The organism is Methylocystis sp. (genome assembly GCF_051061285.1).
GTDB lineage: Bacteria > Pseudomonadota > Alphaproteobacteria > Rhizobiales > Beijerinckiaceae > Methylocystis.
The window spans coordinates 1-18112 of the sequence record NZ_JBPFEA010000041.1; the positions used below are offsets into that span (position 1 = coordinate 1).

Consider the following 18112-nt stretch of genomic DNA (forward strand, 5'->3'; position numbering starts at 1 on the left):
TGAGGCGCGTCGAGTCCGCCTTCGGATCGCAGCCGACGATCAAAATGCGATGACCCAACTCGGCCAGAGCGGCCAGCGTGTTCTGGGACGTCGTCGACTTGCCGATGCCCCCTTTGCCATAAAATGCGATTTGCCGTAGTGCCGACATGTCTGTCTCCTCTTGGGCCCCTACTCATTGCCGCTGCTCTCTCGCGGCGCCTTGCTTCGCTGCCGAGTTAGAGAAGGACTCCCAGTAAGAGGTTCTCTTCGACGGCCCTCGATTCTCGAGCCGGTCCGTCTTTCGCAATGTCCATGCCAGCACTTGCGGAGTGCGATTGCCAAACGAATACCTTTTTAAACCAACTACTTGATGAAGACCGTCGACGCGTTGTTCGATGTCAAAAAGCTAACAACGATGTGATGTGGACGACAAAGTTATTGCCGACGGCGGCATAGTCTTTTGTGCGCTTTTTCGTCGTCGCAGCGTCGTTCTCAAAGGCTTCCTTGAGAGAGCCGGCGCGATGATGAGCCTTGAGGCGTGGTGCAAATGATGTGCTTTCCCGCTCGGGGTTGGAGCCGCACGTCCGCCTTTCCCGCACCAGACCGTTCGGCCGTGAAAGGTTCGGCATCGTCAAAAACGCCAAATGGCAACATTGTTGCTTCCAGAACCTACCCGGCGAGTCGCGCGCTTACAACAAACCGCGGCGGCTTACAGACGCGGTTGGAGCATAAGACACAATGTCAGCAGTCATCAGCCTGCAGGATCGCGGCGTTGTCGAAATTGCCGGGGCCGACGCGACGAAATTCTTGCATAATCTCGTCACCAACGACATCGCTAAACTCGCCCCGGGCGAAGCCCGCTTTAGCGCACTGCTGGCGCCGCAGGGAAAGATATTGGTCGACTTCCTGGTCTTTGTGGAAGGCGAGGGCGAGACGCGCCGCTATTTGCTCGATTGCCCGAGCAACTTGGAGCCGGATCTCCTGCGCCGCCTCGGCATGTACAAATTGCGCGCGTCGGTGAGCGTCACATCCAAAAGCGACGAACTCGCAGCCTTCGCCGTTCTCGGCGAGGCGCTTCCCGAAATTCCCGCGCTGGCGATGGCGCGGGACCCGCGCTCCCCGACGCTGGGCTGGCGGCTGATCGCGCCGCGCGGCACAAAGGCGGAAGATTCTCGCGAAGACTATGAGGCGACGCGCATCGCCGCCGGCGTTCCGCAAGGCGGAGTTGACTTCGCCTATGGCGCCGCATTTCCGCATGAAGCGAACATGGACCTGCTCGCCGGCGTTGATTTCACCAAGGGATGCTATATCGGCCAGGAAGTGGTCTCGCGCACGAAGCATCGCAACCTCCCGCGCAAGCGCGTGACGCCTTACCATGTGGAAGGCGAAGCTCCAGCGCCGGGAACAAAAGTCATGGCGGGCGAGATCGAAATCGGCGTGGCGGGATCGCACAGTGGCGATCGGGGCCTTGCACTGATCCGCCTTGATAGGCTCGCCGACGCTATGGCGGCCGGAACGGTCCTGACTGCCGACGGCGCGTCCTTGGAATTCGTCGTGGAGCGGGCGGCGAGTTGAAGCCGGCTTAAAACTGATGCGGCGACGCGGCGGCGCCAATGGCGCGACGTCGTCGGCAGGCTGACATCACTTCAAAGCCTCGCCCGCGAGTCGCTCGCGGGCCGCTTCCGCGACGAGTGGATCGCTGTCGTTGATCAAATGTCCGATTTCTTCCACGTTCAATCTGGTCGCGACATAATGGCGCACGCGCCAGTCGGCGTCCTCTCTCAAATCCAACAATTGTTCCGGCGTCAGCCTTTGCGCCGCTTCAAGGCGCACTTCGGCGTTCGAATCTCGACACACTCGCCCGAGCCACTGGGCGTCGATCCGTTGCGCGACAATACGCCGGACTTCCACTTCCGGGTCATCGAACATCATCACCAGCAGCGCCGGCGCGACCTTCCGCGCGATGACGATCCGCACGTAATAATCCTCATCCTGCATCATCGGCAGAAGATCTGGATCGTCGAGCAGAGTGGCGACGCGAATGCGCACCTCGCGATGCGGATCGTTGCGCAATTCGCATTGATAGCGCGCAGGCAATCGCCGCACAGCTTCCCAGCGCACAGTTTCATCGGGATCCGACAACAAACGCGGCAAGAGAAACGGATTGGCGAATTTCGCCGCTATGGCGCGCACTTCGAAATGCGGATGCGCGAGATAGCCGTCGGCGAGTTCGGGATTCCAATTGAAGAAGCGATCGATGCGCCGTGCATATCGGTCGTGTACGCAGGCTTTACGCAATTCGCATCGCCCGGCGGCCAGCAGCTCTCGATGCGCGCAGTTCGCACAATCGATGTCCAAACCGCGCCAGTCGCGCGCTTCGTCGATCTCACGCGTCATCTTCGAGGCCGATTCTATCGAGAACGCCAAGAAGAACCTTGGCGCCAATCTTGTCAGTTGGATCGAGTTCGAGAAGCTTGGCGATTGCGACCCGGCTTTCCTCGAGCTCGCCGAGGCGCATCTGCAGATAGGCGTAGCCTTTCAACGTAAAGAGAAAAAAACGCGGCAGCATTTCGTCGTAGCGATCAAAAACCGCGTCCTGCGCCGAGGCGCGTCGCCAATCTCGCGGCATGTTGTTTTCGCGCGCCGCTTTTTCCAGGCAGCGATTGGCGATCTCCAAAGCTTCCCGCAATCTGCCTTTGTAAAAGTAAAAGCGATAGAAGCCGATCAGCACCGCAGCATGATCCGGAGCCCATTGCTGGGCCTGGCGTAAATAGCGCTCCGCCGTTTCAGAGTCGGCGTAGGTTTCGCTGGCAAGATGGAGAAATTCTTCGGCCTCCGCCGGCAGACCCTCGCCGAGCAGCGCCCCGGCGAGAAGTTCCTTCTCGTCGGGGCTCAGAGCGGCTTGCTCGCCATTCACCATGACGCGCGCCTTTAATGCACATGCTCCGCGACAGGCCCGCCGGCGCTCTTGCACGATCCCGTGTTCTTTGGATCGTGAAAAACGAGCCCCCCACTTGAAGAGGAATCGGCGAAATCAATCGTGACGCCATCAAGCAGCAGTCGGCTTTCGGCCGGAAGGAAGAACTTCACGCCTTCGACGACGAATTCCTGATCGCCGGCGCGCGGCGCGGCTTCGACGTCAAACAGCGCGCTGAGCCCCGAGCATCCCCCTGGCGACACCATCAAGCGAAAGCCGCCCCCTGGATTGACGCTGAACTGGATCATTCGCCGGATAAATTTTTGTGCGGCCGGCGTAAGCGTAAATTTCATTGCAGGCCTCCTCAAGCCGGCGCTTGGTAACGCGGATAGGCATTGTCGATCACGCAAGTGTTGTCGACCGGGCAGACGGCCGCGCATTGCGGCGCGTCGAAATGGCCGATGCACTCCGTGCATTTCTTGGGATCGATGACGAATGTGCCGTTCTTCTCGGTGATCGCCACATTCGGGCATTCCGGCTCGCAGGCCGAACAGCTCGTGCACTGCGACGCGATGATCTTAAGCGTCATGTCTTGCTCCTTAGCTTGGTTCCTTGACGCATGTCTCAGGCCGCGTTGATGAGCGCGCCCTGACGGATTTCGGCGTCGCCGCGCTCCTGATGTTCGATTTCGCCGCTGTTCACCTTGTCAAGGTAGGCCTTGAACCAGGCGATCGCCGACTTCTCGATGAACTCGTGGGCAAATTGATCGACAGGCTCGATCCCGGCCTTGATCAGGTCGTTCTTCGGGCAGCCGCCGATCTTCGCGACGAACACCGCATGGCAGTCGTTGATGGCGCGGATCACCGTCTCCAGACTGTCCTCGTCGCCATATCCGCCCTGGCAGTAGAGATCGACGCGGCGATGTCCGACGAATTTCGCGCCCGAGGTCGAGAGTTCGTAGACCTGGAACTCTTTGGCGTGACCGAAATGTTCGTTGATGAGGCCCGAACCCTTCGTCGCCACGGCGATCAGCAACTTGATGTCGCTCGCCGCGCCGGCCAGCGTCGCCAGCTCTTCCTGCTTCGCGGCCACTTTGGCGACGCGCTCTTCTTCGACTTTCTCCTGATAGGCCTTGCGGGACTCGAGATCGTAATCGACCTCCATCGCCATGATCTTTTCGGTGGTGAACTCAGCGCTGCGATCTTCGCCGAGCAGGCCGACCGCGTCGGCGCGGCACTGGCGACAGTGGCGCATCATATTCATCTCGCCTTCGCAGCTGTCCTGCAGCGCCTTGAGCTCTTGCGCCGAGGGACCGCGCTGGCCGTTGAGGCCGAACACCGTGCCGTGCTCCGGCGCCGAGATCAGCGGCATGATGTTGTGCAGGAACGCGCCGCGAGATTTGACGGCCTTGTTCACTTCGACGAGGTGCTTGTCGTTGATCCCCGGGATCATCACCGAATTCACCTTGCACAGAATCCCGCGCTCGGTGAGCATTTCCAGGCCCTGCAGCTGGCGGTCGGTGAGGAGCTTCGCCGCTTCGACGCCGGTATAGCGCTTATGCTTCCAGAACACCCAGGGATAGATCTTCGCGCCGACTTCCGGATCGACCATGTTGATGGTGATCGTGACGTGATCGACGTTGTAGCCGGCGATCGTGTCGACGTGATCCGGCAACGCCAGGCCATTGGTCGACAGGCAGAGTTTGATATCCGGCGCTGTGCGCGAGATCAGATCGAATGTCTTGAAGGTTTTTTCCGGATTGGCGAGCGGATCGCCCGGGCCGGCGATGCCCAGAACCGTCATTTGCGGAATGGTGGAGGCGACGGCCAAAACTTTCTTCGCAGCCTGCTCCGGGGTCAGCTTCTCGCTGACGACGCCGGGACGCGATTCATTGGCGCAATCATATTTGCGGTTGCAATAATTGCACTGGATGTTGCAAGCGGGCGCGACGGCGACATGCATGCGCGCATAATGGTGGTGCGCCTCTTCGCTGTAGCAGGGATGGTTCTTGACCTTCTCCCAAATCTCCGTCGGCAGGTCGCCCTCTCCGGCGCCAGAACCGCAGCTCGCCTTGCCGCTGCCGCCCGACGTGCCGCAACCCTTGTGCTCGGCGATCTTCTGCATCACGTCGCCCATGGCGACCGCCGCGTTCACCCCTTCAGCTGCCTCCGCCGTTCCCACATCCAGAGACGTCATGGCTTTGCTTCCTTCTATCGCTGCAAAGTCGCCTATGCCGACTCTCGGCTGAGACGCAACGTTGCATCAGTTTGTCGGAGGGATCGCAACAACCATGCCAGCGCCTCAACTAATAATTCCCTATATAAATCAGAGGCGTACCGTGAACTAACAATGTAAATATTCAAACACGTCCCTACATTCTGTGTGGCGACGCTTGTTACAGATTCAACATCGTGGACAGGTTCGGCGGCGCTGGGCGGCTCATGTGCTCAGACGAGCATCTGCCGCGTTATCCATGTCGAGGCATTTTCGCCGACGCCGCATTGTCCAGATAGACGAGCGGCTACCGTGGATTTTTACGTCCAAATCGAAACGTCACGACGCAACCGAGCGACGTCATGGATGCGTCGCTCACGGGTTGTGGGCTCATTGTCGCGTTCTCAGCCGCTCAGAAACGAGCGCCGATAGAGCGTCTCGAACGCTGCGATTCTCCACGGCGTCGATCACTTCCCCGACGAAGGCTTCCGTCAGCAGCGATTGGGCTTCCGCTTGCGGGATTCCGCGCGCCATCAGATAGAAAATCAAATTTTCGTCCAGCGCGCCGACGGTCGACCCATGCGCGCATTGCACGTCGTCAGCGAAGATTTCCAGCTCCGGCTTGCAATTGGCCTGCGCCCCTTCGGACAACAGCAGGGTACGGGCCATCATGCGCGCGTCGGTCTTTTGCGCGCCGGGCCGAACCAGGATCTTCCCCTGAAACACCGCCTGCGACGAGTCGTCCAGCACGGATTTGAACAGCGCCTTGCTTTCGGAACGTTCCGCCGCATGATCGAGGAACAAGGTCGCGTCGGCGTGCTCCTTGCCCTTCAATATATTGGCCCCACGCAGGCCAGCGCGGGCTCTCGGCCCGTTGATGTTGATGAAGGACTGGTTGCGCAACACGGCGCCGCCAAGATTGAGCCCGAAATCACTCAGCTGGGCATCGGCGGCGAGCGAGGCGACGAAGGTCGAGACATGCATCGCCGCGGCGCCTTCGTGGCTGATCTTGAGCCGCTCGAGCGACGCGCCCTCTTCCAGCATAACCTCGGTCGCGGCGTTCACATGGTATTCCTGCGCCGTTTCGCCCTCGAAGCTTTCGATCAGAGTCGCCCGCGCGCCTTTTTCAACGATGACAAGCGAGCGCAGGAAATAGGTCGCCGGCTGCGCGCCCGCGACGAAAACCAGTTGTATCGGTCGGTCGACGCATGCGCCGGCGCCGACGCGGATGACAACGCCTTCGCCCATGAAAGCCGTGTTGAGCGCAAAGGCCGGATCGTCGACCTTGCCCACGTTCCCAATATGCGTCATCGCCGCGGCGTCGCCCTTGGCCAAGGCCTCCGACAGCGACATCACGCTCAGCCCCTTTTCCAAATCGCCGAGATCGGAAAGCGCCGGAACGAAATAGCCGCCGACAAAGACGACGCGCCGCGCAGCGACGCCAGAAAGAACCGCGGCATTCCGCGCGTTTTGCTTCGCACTGTCTTCCGGCGGCGCGGCCAGGGGCTTCACCTCACGCAGCAGGGCCCGCAAATCCGTGTATTTCCACGCCTCATCTCGTCGGTTGGGCAGGCCCGTCTTGGAAAAGGCGTCGAAGGCGGCGGTGCGCAGCTTGGAAAGTTGCGGCGCGCCGGCGCTTTGCTGCATGGCGAAGATTTCCGCCAGCCGAGCCTCGGCGTCAGTGAGTTTGCGAGCGGGAGTGATCGGTGCGTTGCCCATGACTTAAGCCGCCTCGCTTTGGTAGCGCGCGTAGCCCGTTTCCTCGAGCTCCAGGGCAAGCTCCTTGCCGCCGGTCCGCACGATGCGGCCGGCCGACTGCACATGAACCACATCCGGCGTGATGTAATCGAGCAGCCGCTGATAATGGGTGATCACAACGATGCCGCGATCCTTCGAGCGCAATTGATTGACGCCGTTGGAGACGACTTTCAACGCGTCGATGTCGAGTCCCGAGTCTGTCTCGTCCAGGATGCACAACTTGGGTTCGAGCAGCATCATCTGCAGCGTCTCGGCGCGCTTCTTCTCACCGCCGGAAAAGCCGACGTTGACCGGACGCCGCAGCATCTCCATGTCCATGTCGAGGATCTTGGCGAGTTCCTTGACGCGCTTGATGAGATCGGGCGAAGACATTTCGTCCTCGCCGCGCTTCTTGCGCTGCGCGTTGAGCGCGGCGCGCAAGAAGGTCATCGTCGCGACGCCCGGCACCTCCAGCGGATATTGAAAGGCGAGGAACAGCCCCGCCGCGGCGCGTTCGTCGACGCTCATCTGCGACAGATCGGCGCCGGCGAGCAGCGCCTGCCCCTCGGTGATTTTATAGCCGGGGCGGCCGGAGAGCACATAGGACAGCGTCGATTTGCCCGAGCCGTTCGGCCCCATGATCGCGTGCACCTCGCCCGCCTTCACGGTGAGGTCATAGCCGTTCAGGATCTGCTTGCCGGCAATCTCGGCCTTGAGGTCGCGAATTTCCAGTAGCGCCGTCATTCCACCACTCCCACTCTATAGAGGCGTCAGCCGACGCTGCCTTCGAGACTGACCGAGATCAGCTTTTGCGCTTCAACCGCGAATTCCATCGGCAGTTGCTGTAACACGTCGCGCACGAACCCGTTGACGACCAGCGCGGTCGCATCTTCCTGCGATAGGCCACGCTGCATGCAGTAGAACAAGACGTCCTCCGAGATTTTCGAAGTCGTCGCCTCGTGTTCGAACACGCAGGACGGATTCTTCGCTTCGATGTAGGGGATTGTGTGCGCGCTGCAGGCGTCGCCGATGAGCAGCGAGTCGCAATTGGTGAAATTGCGGGCGCCCTCCGCCTTGCGATGCGCCGAGACGAGGCCCCGATAGGCGTTCGACGAGCGGCCGGCGGAAATGCCCTTCGAGATGATGCGGCTCGTCGTTCCCTTGCCAAGATGAATCATCTTGGTGCCGGAGTCGACCTGCTGGCGACCGTTGGAGATCGCGATGGAGTAGAATTCGCCGCGCGAATTATCGCCGCGCAACACGCAGCTCGGATATTTCCAGGTGATCGCGGAGCCGGTCTCGACCTGCGTCCAGCTGATCTTCGAATTGGCCCCGCGACAATCACCGCGCTTCGTCACGAAATTATAGATTCCGCCCTTGCCGTTCTCGTCGCCCGGATACCAATTCTGCACGGTCGAATATTTGATTTCGGCGTCGTCGAGCGTCACAAGTTCGACCACCGCCGCGTGCAACTGGTTCTCGTCGCGCTTGGGCGCTGTGCAGCCTTCAAGATAGCTGACGTAGGACCCGCGGTCGGCGATGATGAGCGTCCGCTCGAACTGTCCGGTGTTCTTTTCGTTGATCCGGAAATAGGTCGACAATTCCATCGGGCAGCGCACGCCGGGCGGGATATAGACGAAAGAGCCGTCGGAAAACACCGCGCTGTTCAGCGTCGCAAAATAATTATCAGAGGTCGGCACCACGGTGCCAAGATATTTGCGCACCAGCTCGGGATGCTCGCGCAGCGCCTCCGAGATCGGGCAGAAGATCACGCCGACCTTCTTCAGCTCCTCCTTGAATGTCGTTGCGACAGAGACTGAGTCGAATACCGCATCGACCGCGACGCGCGGGCGCTCTTCGCCCTCCGGCCGTTCGACGCCGGCGAGAATTTCGCGCTCATGCAGCGGAATGCCGAGTTTTTCGTATGTGCGCAGCAGCTCCGGGTCGACTTCGTCGAGCGATTTCGGACCCGCCGTCGATTTCGGCGCCGCATAATAATAAAGATCCTGATAGTCGATCGCCGGGTAGTCAACGCGCGCCCATTTCGGCTCGGTCATCGTCAGCCAGCGACGATAGGCCTCGAGCCGCCATTCGAGCATCCATTCCGGCTCGTCCTTCTTCGCTGAAATGAAGCGGATCACCTCTTCGGAAAGACCTTTTGGGGCGAGGTCGGACTCGATGTCGGTGACGAAGCCGTATTTATATTGATCAGCGCCGACACGGCGAACCTGTTCAACTGTCTCTTGCACCGCCGCCATTTCGCTCTCCGTTCACTGTTGCGCTTCGTCCAGGCGCGCCTGGACGAGGCGCCTCACTTCCGGATCAGGATCGTCGCGCAGACGCGCCAGCAATTCCGTCCCACATCGCTCCGCCACCAGGAAGCGGACTCGTAAATCGTCGTCGGCGACGAGCAGCCCCAACTGCGCCGGCGCCAACCGCTCTGCAATAATCATGCGCACGCGGGGTTCGGGATCGCGCGCCATGGCCGGAAGCTTGTCGAGGGCGATCCGGCGCGCCGCTTCGCATCGCACCTGCGGGTCGTCATCGTTTGTCGCGCCGGCGAGGATATCGGGCGGCGCGCGGCGCGCCGCGATCAAGCGCACGCCGCTGTCTTCGTCGAAGAGCAGTTTCACGAGGCCAGCGCCCTCGACGCGCTGGGCCATGGCCATGCGCACCTTGCGGTCGCTGTCGCCGATCAGTCTTTCAGCGAGACGCAACGGCAGACGTTGCGCCACCATGGCTCTGACGTCCGGCTCCTCGTCATCGATCAGCGCGCGCAACTGAAAGACGCTCGCATATTTCACCGCGCCGACGCGCAGTTCAAAATAGGGATGATCGAGATATTTCGCGGATTCCTGCGGACTCGCGGCGAAGAACCTGTCTATGCGGCGGGCCCTTCGGTCGCGCACGCAAATCTGGCCGAGATCACAAAGGCCTTTCTCGCGAATCTCCCCATGCGGACAATCGCGGCAGGACAGGAAGTTTCCAAGCCAGTCGACGGCGTCCATGCGATCCATGCGATGCATCGCCCCGCTCGGCCGCACTTAGAGCGCTATGCCGGCACGCATGTGTTTTCGACGGGGCAGACGACCGCACATTGCGGCGAGTCGAAATGCCCCTCGCACTCGGTGCATTTCTTCGGGTCGATGATGTACATGTCGTTCTTGAGGCGGATCGCCGCATTGGGACATTCGAATTCGCAAGCCCCGCACACCGTGCATTGTGAGGCGATAATTTTGTACGCCATGTCGCGATTCCTCATGGATTCACTGCAAGCTTTTCCACTCCCTTCAAATCGCATGCCAGTCGCAAACCGCGCCTGCTTGCCTCCAGCGGCAAGCCGCGGAATGAAAGCAGACGATCGCATGCCCGCCTGAAAAACCCGCGGCCGAAGGCCGGTCTGATTTGTCAGCCTCCAGGGGTCGTTGGGCCGCATGAACTGAACAAATGTTCTAAATGCGACAATCGCCGGATGCGGTCAGATGCGCTTTATTTCGATGTTGTATTTCTTCAGCGCATAATTGACCTGGCGCAGCGACAGCCCGAGCAGACGCGCAGCCTTGGCCTGGACCCAGGCGGCCTTTTCCATGCCTTCGATGAGGCGCTCGCGCTCGATCATCTTGCGGGAGGACGCGAAACCGTCGCCCTCCTCCTCCCCGGCAGCGCCCAGCCGCGACGAGGTCTTCTTGTCGAAGGTTGGAGCCGACGCCGCTGCGCCACGGCTCGCCGCGGCGATCTCCTCGGGCGGAGCGGGGGCGCGCATCCCGGCCGGTTCGGAATGCGCATGCGGATAGGCGCCGCTGGCGCTGCTGGTCCACAGCAAGGCCGAGAGGCATTTGCCGGAGGCGCAGGCGAAATCGTGATCGACGATGGTTTCGTCGCGCGCCAAAGTCGCCGTGCGGCGGACGCAATTTTCCAGTTCGCGCACGTTGCCTGGGAAGTAGCAGCGTTGCAGCGTCTCGATGGCGCTCGCCGAGAGTTCGTGCTTTTGATCGTTTTCGCTGTTGAACGTCTCGATGAAATTGCGCGCCAGCAGCGAAACGTCGCCAGGCCGTTCACGCAGCGGCGGTAGGAACACCGGCACGACGCTGATGCGATAATAGAGGTCGGCGCGGAACTCGCCCTTGTCGACGGCCTCTTCGAGATTCTTGTTGGTCGCGAAAACGAATCGGACGTTGACTTTCAAGGTCTTGGACCCGCCGACCCGCTCGAATTCGCCTTCCTGCAACACGCGCAGCAGCTTCGCCTGGAAGGCGGGAGATATTTCGCCAATCTCGTCGAGCAGCAGCGTGCCGCCGTTGGCCAGTTCGAAGCGACCCGCACGCTGCGCGACGGCGCCCGTGAACGCGCCGCGTTCATGGCCGAACAGCTCCGATTCGAGAACGCTTTCCGGCAGCGCGGCGCAGTTCAGCTTGACGAAGGGCTTGGCGCTGCGGCGCGACAGGTCGTGCACCGCGCGTGCAAAAAGTTCCTTGCCTGTGCCGCTCTCGCCGCGCAGCAGCACGGTCGAATTGGACTTCGCGACGATGGCGATGGTGTCGAGCACTTCCATGATCGCCGGGCTCTCGCCGATGATGCCGGCGACGTCGGGCCGCTCTCCACGAATCTCCTTCGGCAGGCACGAGACCAGCGCCTTCTCCAGCGTGCTGCATTCGTTCAGCAGCCGCTGCCGGTCGGCCGAAAACATGCGGTGCAGCTTCACCGTTTGGCCGATCAGATTGGCGATCATCGTCAATAAACGCAGATCGGCGTCGAAAGCGTAGGAGATCCAATCTTCTGACGTGCGATTGATCGACAACGTCCCAACGACGCGGCTATCGCTCTTGATCGCAACGGCGAGGAAGGAGACTTTCGCGCCGACCGCCCGGGTGATCGTCCCCGCGGCCGTCGCGAACAAGGGGTCGCGGGACACGTCCTCGACAATGACAGGCATGGCGGTGGCGACAAGCCGGTCGATCACCTTGGCCGGCAGCGTGTCAAGCGGCTTGCCGCCGTCGCGGCTGGTCCAACCCGAGGTCGCGACGATCTCCGGATTGCCATGCTGATCGAGGATCGTGATCATCCCCAATTTCATGTCGAGGAAAGAGCTGAGCACGGCGACGACATTGCCCAGCGTCTGCTCGAGGCGGGCCGGCGCGGTCAGGATTTTTGAGATTTCATAAATGCCGAGCAGCGCCGTATCGGCGGACGGGGGTCTCGTCCGCGGCGGCTTTGCCGCCACGCCTTCCGTGAGCATAGAGCGTGAAGTGGCTACGTCGTCCATGGCCGCCTTCCTCGAACAGCCACCGTCAGCCCGAAGCCAGGGTTTCCGTTCGCACATGCGAGGATCGATTCCGATCGTCTCACGCGGTTCATAGTTTGTTTTATGCAAGAACCACGCAAAGTAGCGCCGTGTCGCGCCAGCGCAGCGCGCGATGTCGGGTTTGCGACAAGGGCGGCGCGGCAACGGCCGAAGCGTGACATTCGCGCGACGTTTTGTTGAGGTTGCGACATGGCCGCGTCATGCACATCGATTACACGCTGCCCTGCGCCAATTCCTCGATCACCTTCCAGCCGACGCTGCCCTGCGGATCGGCGCGGGAGAGGATATCGAGATATTCCTGCGCGGTTTCGCTGCGACCGCGCTTCAATTCGATGAAGCTCAGCGCCTTCAGCGTGTAGAGGGCGAAGCGCGCCGGCCCGTCATGCGCCTCGGCCGTTGCCGGCCAAGCCGTAGGATCGCTCGGCCAACCTGCCTGACGCGTGGCCTCCCTCATGCCTTGCGCGGCGACGTCAGCGGCGTAGTCGAGACTGCCCATGTAGGTGTGGATTTTATAGAGGCAGTAATAGGGCGCCAGCTCCTGCGGCGTCAGCGCCAACGCCTGCTTGAAGAGGTTGTCGGCTTTTTCACGGTCGGTCCGATAAGCGACGACGCCCTGCTGCAGGAGTTCGTTGGTCTTTGGGTCAAGTTCGCCGAAGTTCACGACGTCAGCGTCGACGCGCGGAGTGTTCATGACCGGCTCAAAGCAATCGCCGAGCCACATAGCGAGAGACATCGTAGACGTCGAGCAGTAAGGCGCATCGGCGATTTCGCGCCGGCGACGACGCCGACGGCGGTATGATCAGTAGCGAGAAGACCGTCTGGCAAAATCGCGCTGCGCTGCGACGACCACGCCATCCACGCTTATCAGAGGTTGGATGTCTTCGGCGCGCATTGGCATGGCGCTTTTCTAATCGCCTGAGCGCCTCTTGCCTCATTCAAAAGCAATTTCACCGACTTTTCGCGCAAAACGAGGGTCAACGACGCACAAATGGCACGCAGTTTGCGTGCGCGCCGGGCACGCGGGAGTCGCCCGAACGCCAAGGCGCGAAACGCGGACATAACCAAGCAAATGAAAAAGGGCCAGGAATGATACGCGAATTCCGCTACAAGGGGGAAACCTTCCGGGTGAATGCGCATGGCTCTCCCGGCCATGAGGAAGTGTTTATCATCCATTTGATCGATGACGAGGAGATGGGTGAAATCTCGATCGACCGCATGACCGAGGAAAACGACAGAGACGCGCCGATCGACGCCATTTGCGTCATGCTCTGTGACAAGCTGATCGCCGAACAGGAGATCGCCTGCGCCGACGCCGACGGGGCTTTCGTCTGGGTGGAAGGCAAGCGTATCCGCGACGTGCTCCCGAGCAACGAAGTCGCCCCACATTGACCAACGCGCGGCGCCAGTGAGCCAATCAAGGCGGCTTCGAGCGCCGCGCGCGACTCCCCCTCTCCGGAAGCCACTCCACCCAACCGTCCAGCGCTTTGCGCCCGACGAACTCCCTGCCCTGCGGCGCATCGGCGAGATCCGCCAGCAACGAATCGCGCTTGGCGTCCGGCGGCCGTATGAAATCGGCGCACGGAGGACCGCTCCATGACCGTCGAGAGCAATCGGCTCGGTCAAGAGACCAGCCCCTATTTGTTGCAGCATCAGCACAATCCGGTGCACTGGCAGGCTTGGAGCGCGGAAACGCTCGCGCTCGCCAAGCAGACGGGCAAACCGATATTGCTCTCGTCCGGCTACGCCGCCTGTCATTGGTGCCATGTGATGGCCCATGAATCATTCGAGGACCCCGAAATCGCGGCGTTGATGAATGAATCTTTCATCAATGTGAAGGTGGATCGCGAAGAGCGGCCGGACGTCGACTATCTGTATCAACAGGCCCTGATGATGATGGGCCAGCGCGGCGGTTGGCCTTTGACGATGTTTCTGACGCCGGAGGGCCAGCCCTTCTGGGGCGGAACGTATTTTCCGCCCTTTGCGCAGGGCGGAAGACCCGGCTTCGCCGAAGTATTGAAAACCATCGCGGAGCTGTGGCGCACGCGCGCCAATGCGATCGAACATAATGTCGCCGAGCTCAGCGCGGGACTGGCCAGCCTGTCCGAAACGACTGCCGGAGAGCCGGTCTCGCCCGACCTCGTCGAGAGCATTTGCGCGCAGTTGGAGCAACGGCTCGATCACGTCGACGGCGGCTTCGGGGCGGCGCCAAAATTCCCGCAGGCGGCCAGCCTCGACTTTCTTTGGCGGGCCTGGAAGCGCACGGGCCGCGAGTCATTGCGGCAAGCCGTCATTTTGACGCTCGATCATATTTCGCAGGGCGGCGTCTACGACCATTTGGGCGGCGGCTTCGCGCGCTACTCGACCGACAATCGATGGCTCGTGCCGCATTTTGAAAAAATGCTCTACGACAACGCGCAGCTGATCGAACTGCTGACGGAGGTCTGGCAAGACGAATGTCGCGAACTGTATCGCCTGCGCGTGACAGAGACGATCGAGTGGATGACGCGCGAGATGCGCGCGCCGGGCGGCGGGTTCGCCAGCAGTCTCGACGCCGATAGCGAAGGCGAAGAAGGCAAGTTCTACAGTTGGAGCCAAACCGAAATACGAGACGCGCTGGGCGCGCGCGCGCCGGTCTTCGAACGCGCCTATGGCGTCAGCCGCGAAGGAAATTGGGAACACGGCAAATCCGTTCTCAATCGCCTTGGATCAATCGAGCTGCCGGACGAGGAGACCGAGGCGGCGCTGGCGCGAGACCGCGCCGCCTTGTTCCTGGTGCGCGAGCGCCGCGTGAGGCCAGGATGCGATGACAAGGTTCTGGCGGACTGGAATGGATTGGCGATCGCCGCGATCGCCAAGGCGGCTTGCGTGTTTAACCGTGGGGACTGGCTCGACATCGCCATCGAAGCCTTTGATTTCGTCAAGAGCGCGATGACCACGGACGACGGTCGTCTGCTCCATGCCTGGCGTTGCGGACGCGCGCGTCACATGGCCGTCCTCGACGACTACGGCGCGATGTGCCGAGCGGCGCTGACGCTCTACGAAGCCACCGGCGCGCCGTCCTATCTCGAATGCGCGCGACGCTGGGTCGAACATGTGGAGCATCATTATCGCGATCGAAATGGCGGCTATTTTTATGCCGCCGACGACGCTGATACGTTGATCGCGCGCGTGAAAATCGCCGAGGACTCCGCTCTTCCCTCCGGCAATGGCATGATGCTGCAGGTGCTGGCGCAGCTCTATTATTTGACGGGCGAGAACGTCTACCGGGAACGCGCCGAGGCGATCGCGAAGGACTTTGCCGGGACGCTTCGCCAACGCGTTCTTGGTTTTTCGTCATTGTTGAACGGCATCGAAATGCTGCGAGAGGCCTTGCAGATCGTCGTGATTGGCGAAACAGACGCCGCAGATACGGCGGCGCTGAAGCGAGTGGTTTACGGCGTCAGTCGGCCTGGTCGTGTATTGAACGTCCTCACGCCCGGGGCGGCGCTGCCTCGCGCGCATCCGGCTTTCGGCAAAACCTTGCTCGTGGATCGCGCCACGGCTTATGTCTGTCGAGGAATGGTCTGCTCGCTGCCGATCGTCGATCCCGATGCGCTCGCGGCGGCTCTGCGCGAGACGTGACGCAGTTCTCGTGTTGCGGCGCCGCCTATTCCCGCCGCCATACGCTCGCCAGCCAGGGCTGTTCGCCCGGTGGCGCGCCACTGGGCCTATAATAGTGCTCGACCTCGACGAAGCCCGCCGCCGCCCCGAACGCTCGCCAGCTTTCGGGAGCGTGAAACACGCCATAGCGTCCATCGCTCCATCCTTCCTGATCCGCGCCATGCGGAATGGAGCTGAACAGGACGCCCCCCGGCTTCAGAGCGGCGTGGAGCGCGCGCAGGACGCGCGGCAATTCGCTGCGGGGCACATGAAACAGCGACGCATTGGCGAAGACTCCGTCAAAGTGGCGTTCAGGTAAATCGAGCGCGAGAAAATCCTGCAGCCACACTACGCATCCGCTGTGGATGCGCGCCATTTCGACGAAGCGCAGCGCTCCGTCGAGCCCGATCGCGACATGGCCAAGCGCGGCGAGCGCCCTCAAATCGCGTCCGGGCCCGCAACCGAAATCCAGCAAGGTGAAAGGAGGCTCACCGCGAATGTGGCTGAGCATCGCCGCGATATTTTGTGTGACGTCGTGACTGCGCGTTCCCTCCCAGAACGCCTCGGCGCGCTGATTGTAATGTCTCAGCGTGCCGCCCGTGACCGCTTTCAAATCTTCCGAGCTTGGAGCCATTGTGGCGCCTCCGAACAATCGTCTCGCCAACTCCGACGCCGCGAACACGTCGCGCCGCCCCGCGGGGTTCGCACCTCGTCGATGTGGCGCAGGGAGCGACACGATCGCGTTGGAGCCGCGCGCGGGAAGACACGGCACATATGATGCTTGCCAGAGCGCAACTTTGGGAACAGCTAAAGCATCGGCGGTCCGTGGGCGCGATTGAAACAATTCTACACCATACGGTCGCGCGATGAATGAACAAGTGCGCGCCGTCCTGATCGAGCTCGAAGGCGCCGCCGTTCCGATGGCTTTCGTGACCGGGACCCTCGCGCCGCTCGCGCAGGCGCGGCTTGGCGCCTTCATCGCGGAACATGCCTCGGACCCGGATGTGGAAGACGCCTTGGAGGAAACGGGGCGTCTCCTCGGCGGATTCGACTTGAAGCTCGAGGAAGCCGAAGCGCTCTTGCTGCGCTGGATGAAGCAGAATCGCAAAGCGACCCCGCTGAAGACGATACAGGGCCTGATCTGGCGAGGAAGTTATGAGGCAGGCGCGATCACAAGTGAGCTTTATCCCGACGTCGCGGAATCGCTGAGATCATGGGCGTCATCGGGCCGTCGCCTGTTTGTTTACTCGTCCATTTCGAGATTGGCGCAGCACCTCATGCTGAGCCACAGCGCCTCGGGCGATCTCACAAGCCTGATCGAGGAATTCTTCGACACGTCCATTGGTCAGAAAACCGAACCCGCCTCCTACCGTGCGATCTGTGAGCGTCTCGATTTGCGTTCGGGATCGGTGCTGGCGCTGTCGGGCGATGGAGAGGAATTGGACGCCGCCCAGTCGGCGGGCCTTGCGACGACGCTCATCGCGCGAGAGGGTCCTGCAGACAGTCGCCATGCGGTTTGCCCCGATTTCGCGTCACTGAGTTTGGGATCGTGACGCGCTCCGCGCTGCTTCTGGCCAGGGAAAACATCGCTGACGACTTCGGACAGATGGAGAAAGATGGCCACGTTCACTCTTGAAACCAGAGACGGCGCCAGACAGGAAATCACCGGCAAGAATGGCGTCTCGCTGATGAAATTGATCCGGCGCGCCGGCGTCGAAGAGCTGGTCGCGCAATGCGGCGGCAGTTGCGCCTGTGCGACGTGCCATGTCTATCTCACCCTGCCTCAGGGGATTGAAATGGCCGACTCCGGGCCCGGAGAAAACCGGATGCTTGCGACAGCCAGCCATCGTAAATTCAATTCGCGTCTCGCCTGTCAGATCAGGTTCGATGACACGTTTGACGGGATGGCGATCCGCATCGCCCCGGAGGATGCGACCGGCTTTTGATTCGCCCGCACGGTTTCGAACGTCAATGGTTGCAGCGAACGTTCCCGCGGAAACGCTATATGGTCTGGAACTTGCTCACTCGCCATGCACGCAGCGCCAAGATGCAGGGTGAGCATCCATGCCAATGAAGGAAGAAAGCGTTCTGCCCGGGAAGTGCTATCGGACGAAGGGCGGCGAAATCAACTCGGAAAAATATACGGTGATCAGCATCACCCGTGGGATCGTCACTTATCAAAGCTGGACGTCCGACCCCAATCGCCTGTCTTTGCGCACGAACACGGGCCTGAAGGCCTTCGCCGAAGTTCTGTTCAAGGAAATCCCCTGCCCGAACAGAGACCCAGCTCAAAAGATCGAATATTTCGATCCCTCATAGAAAGA

General features: G+C 61.2%; 21 protein-coding genes. 6 read left to right on the forward strand and 15 right to left on the reverse strand.

Annotated features, from left to right (window positions below; genetic code table 11):
- On the reverse strand, positions 1–148 hold a 148-nt coding region (locus ACR65T_RS15005), incomplete at its 3' end, for an AAA family ATPase (RefSeq protein ID WP_434497280.1).
- A 229-nt stretch (positions 149–377) separates the two neighbouring features.
- Positions 378–608, reverse strand: coding sequence for a hypothetical protein (locus tag ACR65T_RS15010; RefSeq protein ID WP_434497248.1), 231 nt, complete (start codon positions 606–608; stop codon positions 378–380).
- Positions 609–717: 109 nt separating this feature from the next.
- On the opposite strand from ACR65T_RS15010, the gene ACR65T_RS15015 reads away from it, so the two are divergent.
- Complete coding sequence (locus tag ACR65T_RS15015) at positions 718–1554, forward strand: YgfZ/GcvT domain-containing protein (protein WP_434497249.1); 837 nt, start codon at positions 718–720, stop codon at positions 1552–1554.
- Positions 1555–1620: 66 nt separating this feature from the next.
- On the opposite strand, the gene ACR65T_RS15020 is transcribed toward ACR65T_RS15015, so the two are convergent.
- The 12 genes from ACR65T_RS15020 to ACR65T_RS15075 form a co-directional block, all read right to left on the reverse strand.
- Positions 1621–2376 carry a 4Fe4S-binding leucine-rich repeat protein gene (locus tag ACR65T_RS15020; protein WP_434497250.1) on the reverse strand — a complete coding sequence of 252 codons (756 nt, stop codon included), beginning with the start codon at positions 2374–2376 and terminating at the stop codon, positions 1621–1623.
- Positions 2366–2899 (reverse strand): tetratricopeptide repeat protein, encoded by a 534-nt coding sequence (locus ACR65T_RS15025; protein ID WP_434497251.1) that lies wholly within the window; start codon positions 2897–2899, stop codon positions 2366–2368. Before ACR65T_RS15025 ends, ACR65T_RS15020 begins: the two co-directional genes overlap by 11 nt.
- An 11-nt stretch (positions 2900–2910) precedes the next feature.
- Positions 2911–3249: a HesB/IscA family protein gene (locus ACR65T_RS15030; RefSeq protein ID WP_434497252.1), complete on the reverse strand. Its 339-nt coding sequence runs from the start codon at positions 3247–3249 to the stop codon at positions 2911–2913.
- Positions 3250–3260: 11 nt separating this feature from the next.
- Positions 3261–3485: a 4Fe-4S binding protein gene (locus ACR65T_RS15035; protein WP_014892097.1), complete on the reverse strand. Its 225-nt coding sequence runs from the start codon at positions 3483–3485 to the stop codon at positions 3261–3263.
- Between the two features lie 35 nt (positions 3486–3520).
- Positions 3521–5032: a nitrogenase cofactor biosynthesis protein NifB gene (gene nifB, locus ACR65T_RS15040; RefSeq protein ID WP_051013311.1), complete on the reverse strand. Its 1512-nt coding sequence runs from the start codon at positions 5030–5032 to the stop codon at positions 3521–3523.
- Positions 5033–5500: 468 nt separating this feature from the next.
- Positions 5501–6829 (reverse strand): Fe-S cluster assembly protein SufD, encoded by a 1329-nt coding sequence (gene sufD, locus ACR65T_RS15045; protein ID WP_434497253.1) that lies wholly within the window; start codon positions 6827–6829, stop codon positions 5501–5503.
- A 3-nt stretch (positions 6830–6832) separates the two neighbouring features.
- Positions 6833–7591, reverse strand: coding sequence for a Fe-S cluster assembly ATPase SufC (sufC, locus tag ACR65T_RS15050; RefSeq protein WP_434497254.1), 759 nt, complete (start codon positions 7589–7591; stop codon positions 6833–6835).
- Positions 7592–7617: 26 nt separating this feature from the next.
- Positions 7618–9105, reverse strand: a complete 1488-nt coding sequence (sufB, locus tag ACR65T_RS15055; protein ID WP_434497255.1) for a Fe-S cluster assembly protein SufB — start codon at positions 9103–9105, stop codon at positions 7618–7620.
- A gap of 12 nt (positions 9106–9117) precedes the next feature.
- Positions 9118–9873: a 4Fe4S-binding leucine-rich repeat protein gene (locus tag ACR65T_RS15060; protein WP_434497256.1), complete on the reverse strand. Its 756-nt coding sequence runs from the start codon at positions 9871–9873 to the stop codon at positions 9118–9120.
- A gap of 26 nt (positions 9874–9899) precedes the next feature.
- Positions 9900–10094, reverse strand: a complete 195-nt coding sequence (locus ACR65T_RS15065) for a 4Fe-4S binding protein (protein ID WP_434497257.1) — start codon at positions 10092–10094, stop codon at positions 9900–9902.
- A 231-nt stretch (positions 10095–10325) separates the two neighbouring features.
- Positions 10326–12110 (reverse strand): nif-specific transcriptional activator NifA, encoded by a 1785-nt coding sequence (nifA, locus tag ACR65T_RS15070; protein WP_434497258.1) that lies wholly within the window; start codon positions 12108–12110, stop codon positions 10326–10328.
- A gap of 250 nt (positions 12111–12360) precedes the next feature.
- Positions 12361–12840, reverse strand: coding sequence for a hypothetical protein (locus ACR65T_RS15075; RefSeq protein WP_434497259.1), 480 nt, complete (start codon positions 12838–12840; stop codon positions 12361–12363).
- A gap of 395 nt (positions 12841–13235) precedes the next feature.
- On the opposite strand from ACR65T_RS15075, the gene ACR65T_RS15080 reads away from it, so the two are divergent.
- Positions 13236–13538 (forward strand): hypothetical protein, encoded by a 303-nt coding sequence (locus ACR65T_RS15080; RefSeq protein WP_434497260.1) that lies wholly within the window; start codon positions 13236–13238, stop codon positions 13536–13538.
- A 204-nt stretch (positions 13539–13742) separates the two neighbouring features.
- The gene (locus tag ACR65T_RS15085) at positions 13743–15770 is read left to right on the forward strand and encodes a thioredoxin domain-containing protein (protein ID WP_434497261.1); all 2028 of its coding nucleotides are present in this window, start codon (positions 13743–13745) and stop codon (positions 15768–15770) included.
- A gap of 25 nt (positions 15771–15795) precedes the next feature.
- Here the strand turns inward: ACR65T_RS15085 and ACR65T_RS15090 are convergent, their stop codons facing one another.
- Entirely contained in the window at positions 15796–16422 is a 627-nt protein-coding gene (locus ACR65T_RS15090; protein WP_434497262.1) for a class I SAM-dependent methyltransferase, read from the reverse strand.
- Positions 16423–16654: 232 nt separating this feature from the next.
- On the opposite strand from ACR65T_RS15090, the gene mtnC reads away from it, so the two are divergent.
- The 3 genes from mtnC to ACR65T_RS15105 all read left to right on the forward strand — a co-directional run bounded on the left by mtnC (position 16655) and on the right by ACR65T_RS15105 (position 18107).
- Positions 16655–17341, forward strand: a complete 687-nt coding sequence (mtnC, locus tag ACR65T_RS15095) for an acireductone synthase (RefSeq protein WP_434497263.1) — start codon at positions 16655–16657, stop codon at positions 17339–17341.
- Between the two features lie 63 nt (positions 17342–17404).
- Positions 17405–17734 carry a 2Fe-2S iron-sulfur cluster-binding protein gene (locus ACR65T_RS15100; protein WP_434497264.1) on the forward strand — a complete coding sequence of 110 codons (330 nt, stop codon included), beginning with the start codon at positions 17405–17407 and terminating at the stop codon, positions 17732–17734.
- Positions 17735–17858: 124 nt separating this feature from the next.
- Positions 17859–18107: a hypothetical protein gene (locus ACR65T_RS15105; RefSeq protein ID WP_434497265.1), complete on the forward strand. Its 249-nt coding sequence runs from the start codon at positions 17859–17861 to the stop codon at positions 18105–18107.
- Positions 18108–18112: the final 5 nt, after the last annotated feature.

What these genes read in the sequence shown, in the direction of transcription:
- ACR65T_RS15015 (WP_434497249.1), top strand. Translation starts at nt 718, where the DNA reads ATGTCAGCAGTCATCAGCCTGCAGGATCGCGGCGTTGTCGAAATTGCC.
- ACR65T_RS15065 (WP_434497257.1), bottom strand. Translation starts at nt 10,094, where the DNA reads ATGGCGTACAAAATTATCGCCTCACAATGCACGGTGTGCGGGGCTTGC.
- nifA (WP_434497258.1), bottom strand. Translation starts at nt 12,110, where the DNA reads ATGGACGACGTAGCCACTTCACGCTCTATGCTCACGGAAGGCGTGGCG.
- ACR65T_RS15010 (WP_434497248.1), bottom strand. Translation starts at nt 608, where the DNA reads ATGCCGAACCTTTCACGGCCGAACGGTCTGGTGCGGGAAAGGCGGACG.
- ACR65T_RS15105 (WP_434497265.1), top strand. Translation starts at nt 17,859, where the DNA reads ATGAAGGAAGAAAGCGTTCTGCCCGGGAAGTGCTATCGGACGAAGGGC.
- mtnC (WP_434497263.1), top strand. Translation starts at nt 16,655, where the DNA reads ATGAATGAACAAGTGCGCGCCGTCCTGATCGAGCTCGAAGGCGCCGCC.
- sufC (WP_434497254.1), bottom strand. Translation starts at nt 7,591, where the DNA reads ATGACGGCGCTACTGGAAATTCGCGACCTCAAGGCCGAGATTGCCGGC.
- ACR65T_RS15090 (WP_434497262.1), bottom strand. Translation starts at nt 16,422, where the DNA reads ATGGCTCCAAGCTCGGAAGATTTGAAAGCGGTCACGGGCGGCACGCTG.
- ACR65T_RS15085 (WP_434497261.1), top strand. Translation starts at nt 13,743, where the DNA reads ATGACCGTCGAGAGCAATCGGCTCGGTCAAGAGACCAGCCCCTATTTG.
- ACR65T_RS15020 (WP_434497250.1), bottom strand. Translation starts at nt 2,376, where the DNA reads ATGACGCGTGAGATCGACGAAGCGCGCGACTGGCGCGGTTTGGACATC.
- sufB (WP_434497255.1), bottom strand. Translation starts at nt 9,105, where the DNA reads ATGGCGGCGGTGCAAGAGACAGTTGAACAGGTTCGCCGTGTCGGCGCT.
- sufD (WP_434497253.1), bottom strand. Translation starts at nt 6,829, where the DNA reads ATGGGCAACGCACCGATCACTCCCGCTCGCAAACTCACTGACGCCGAG.
- ACR65T_RS15060 (WP_434497256.1), bottom strand. Translation starts at nt 9,873, where the DNA reads ATGCATCGCATGGATCGCATGGACGCCGTCGACTGGCTTGGAAACTTC.
- ACR65T_RS15080 (WP_434497260.1), top strand. Translation starts at nt 13,236, where the DNA reads ATGATACGCGAATTCCGCTACAAGGGGGAAACCTTCCGGGTGAATGCG.
- ACR65T_RS15030 (WP_434497252.1), bottom strand. Translation starts at nt 3,249, where the DNA reads ATGAAATTTACGCTTACGCCGGCCGCACAAAAATTTATCCGGCGAATG.
- ACR65T_RS15100 (WP_434497264.1), top strand. Translation starts at nt 17,405, where the DNA reads ATGGCCACGTTCACTCTTGAAACCAGAGACGGCGCCAGACAGGAAATC.
- ACR65T_RS15025 (WP_434497251.1), bottom strand. Translation starts at nt 2,899, where the DNA reads ATGGTGAATGGCGAGCAAGCCGCTCTGAGCCCCGACGAGAAGGAACTT.
- ACR65T_RS15075 (WP_434497259.1), bottom strand. Translation starts at nt 12,840, where the DNA reads ATGAACACTCCGCGCGTCGACGCTGACGTCGTGAACTTCGGCGAACTT.
- ACR65T_RS15035 (WP_014892097.1), bottom strand. Translation starts at nt 3,485, where the DNA reads ATGACGCTTAAGATCATCGCGTCGCAGTGCACGAGCTGTTCGGCCTGC.
- nifB (WP_051013311.1), bottom strand. Translation starts at nt 5,032, where the DNA reads ATGGGCGACGTGATGCAGAAGATCGCCGAGCACAAGGGTTGCGGCACG.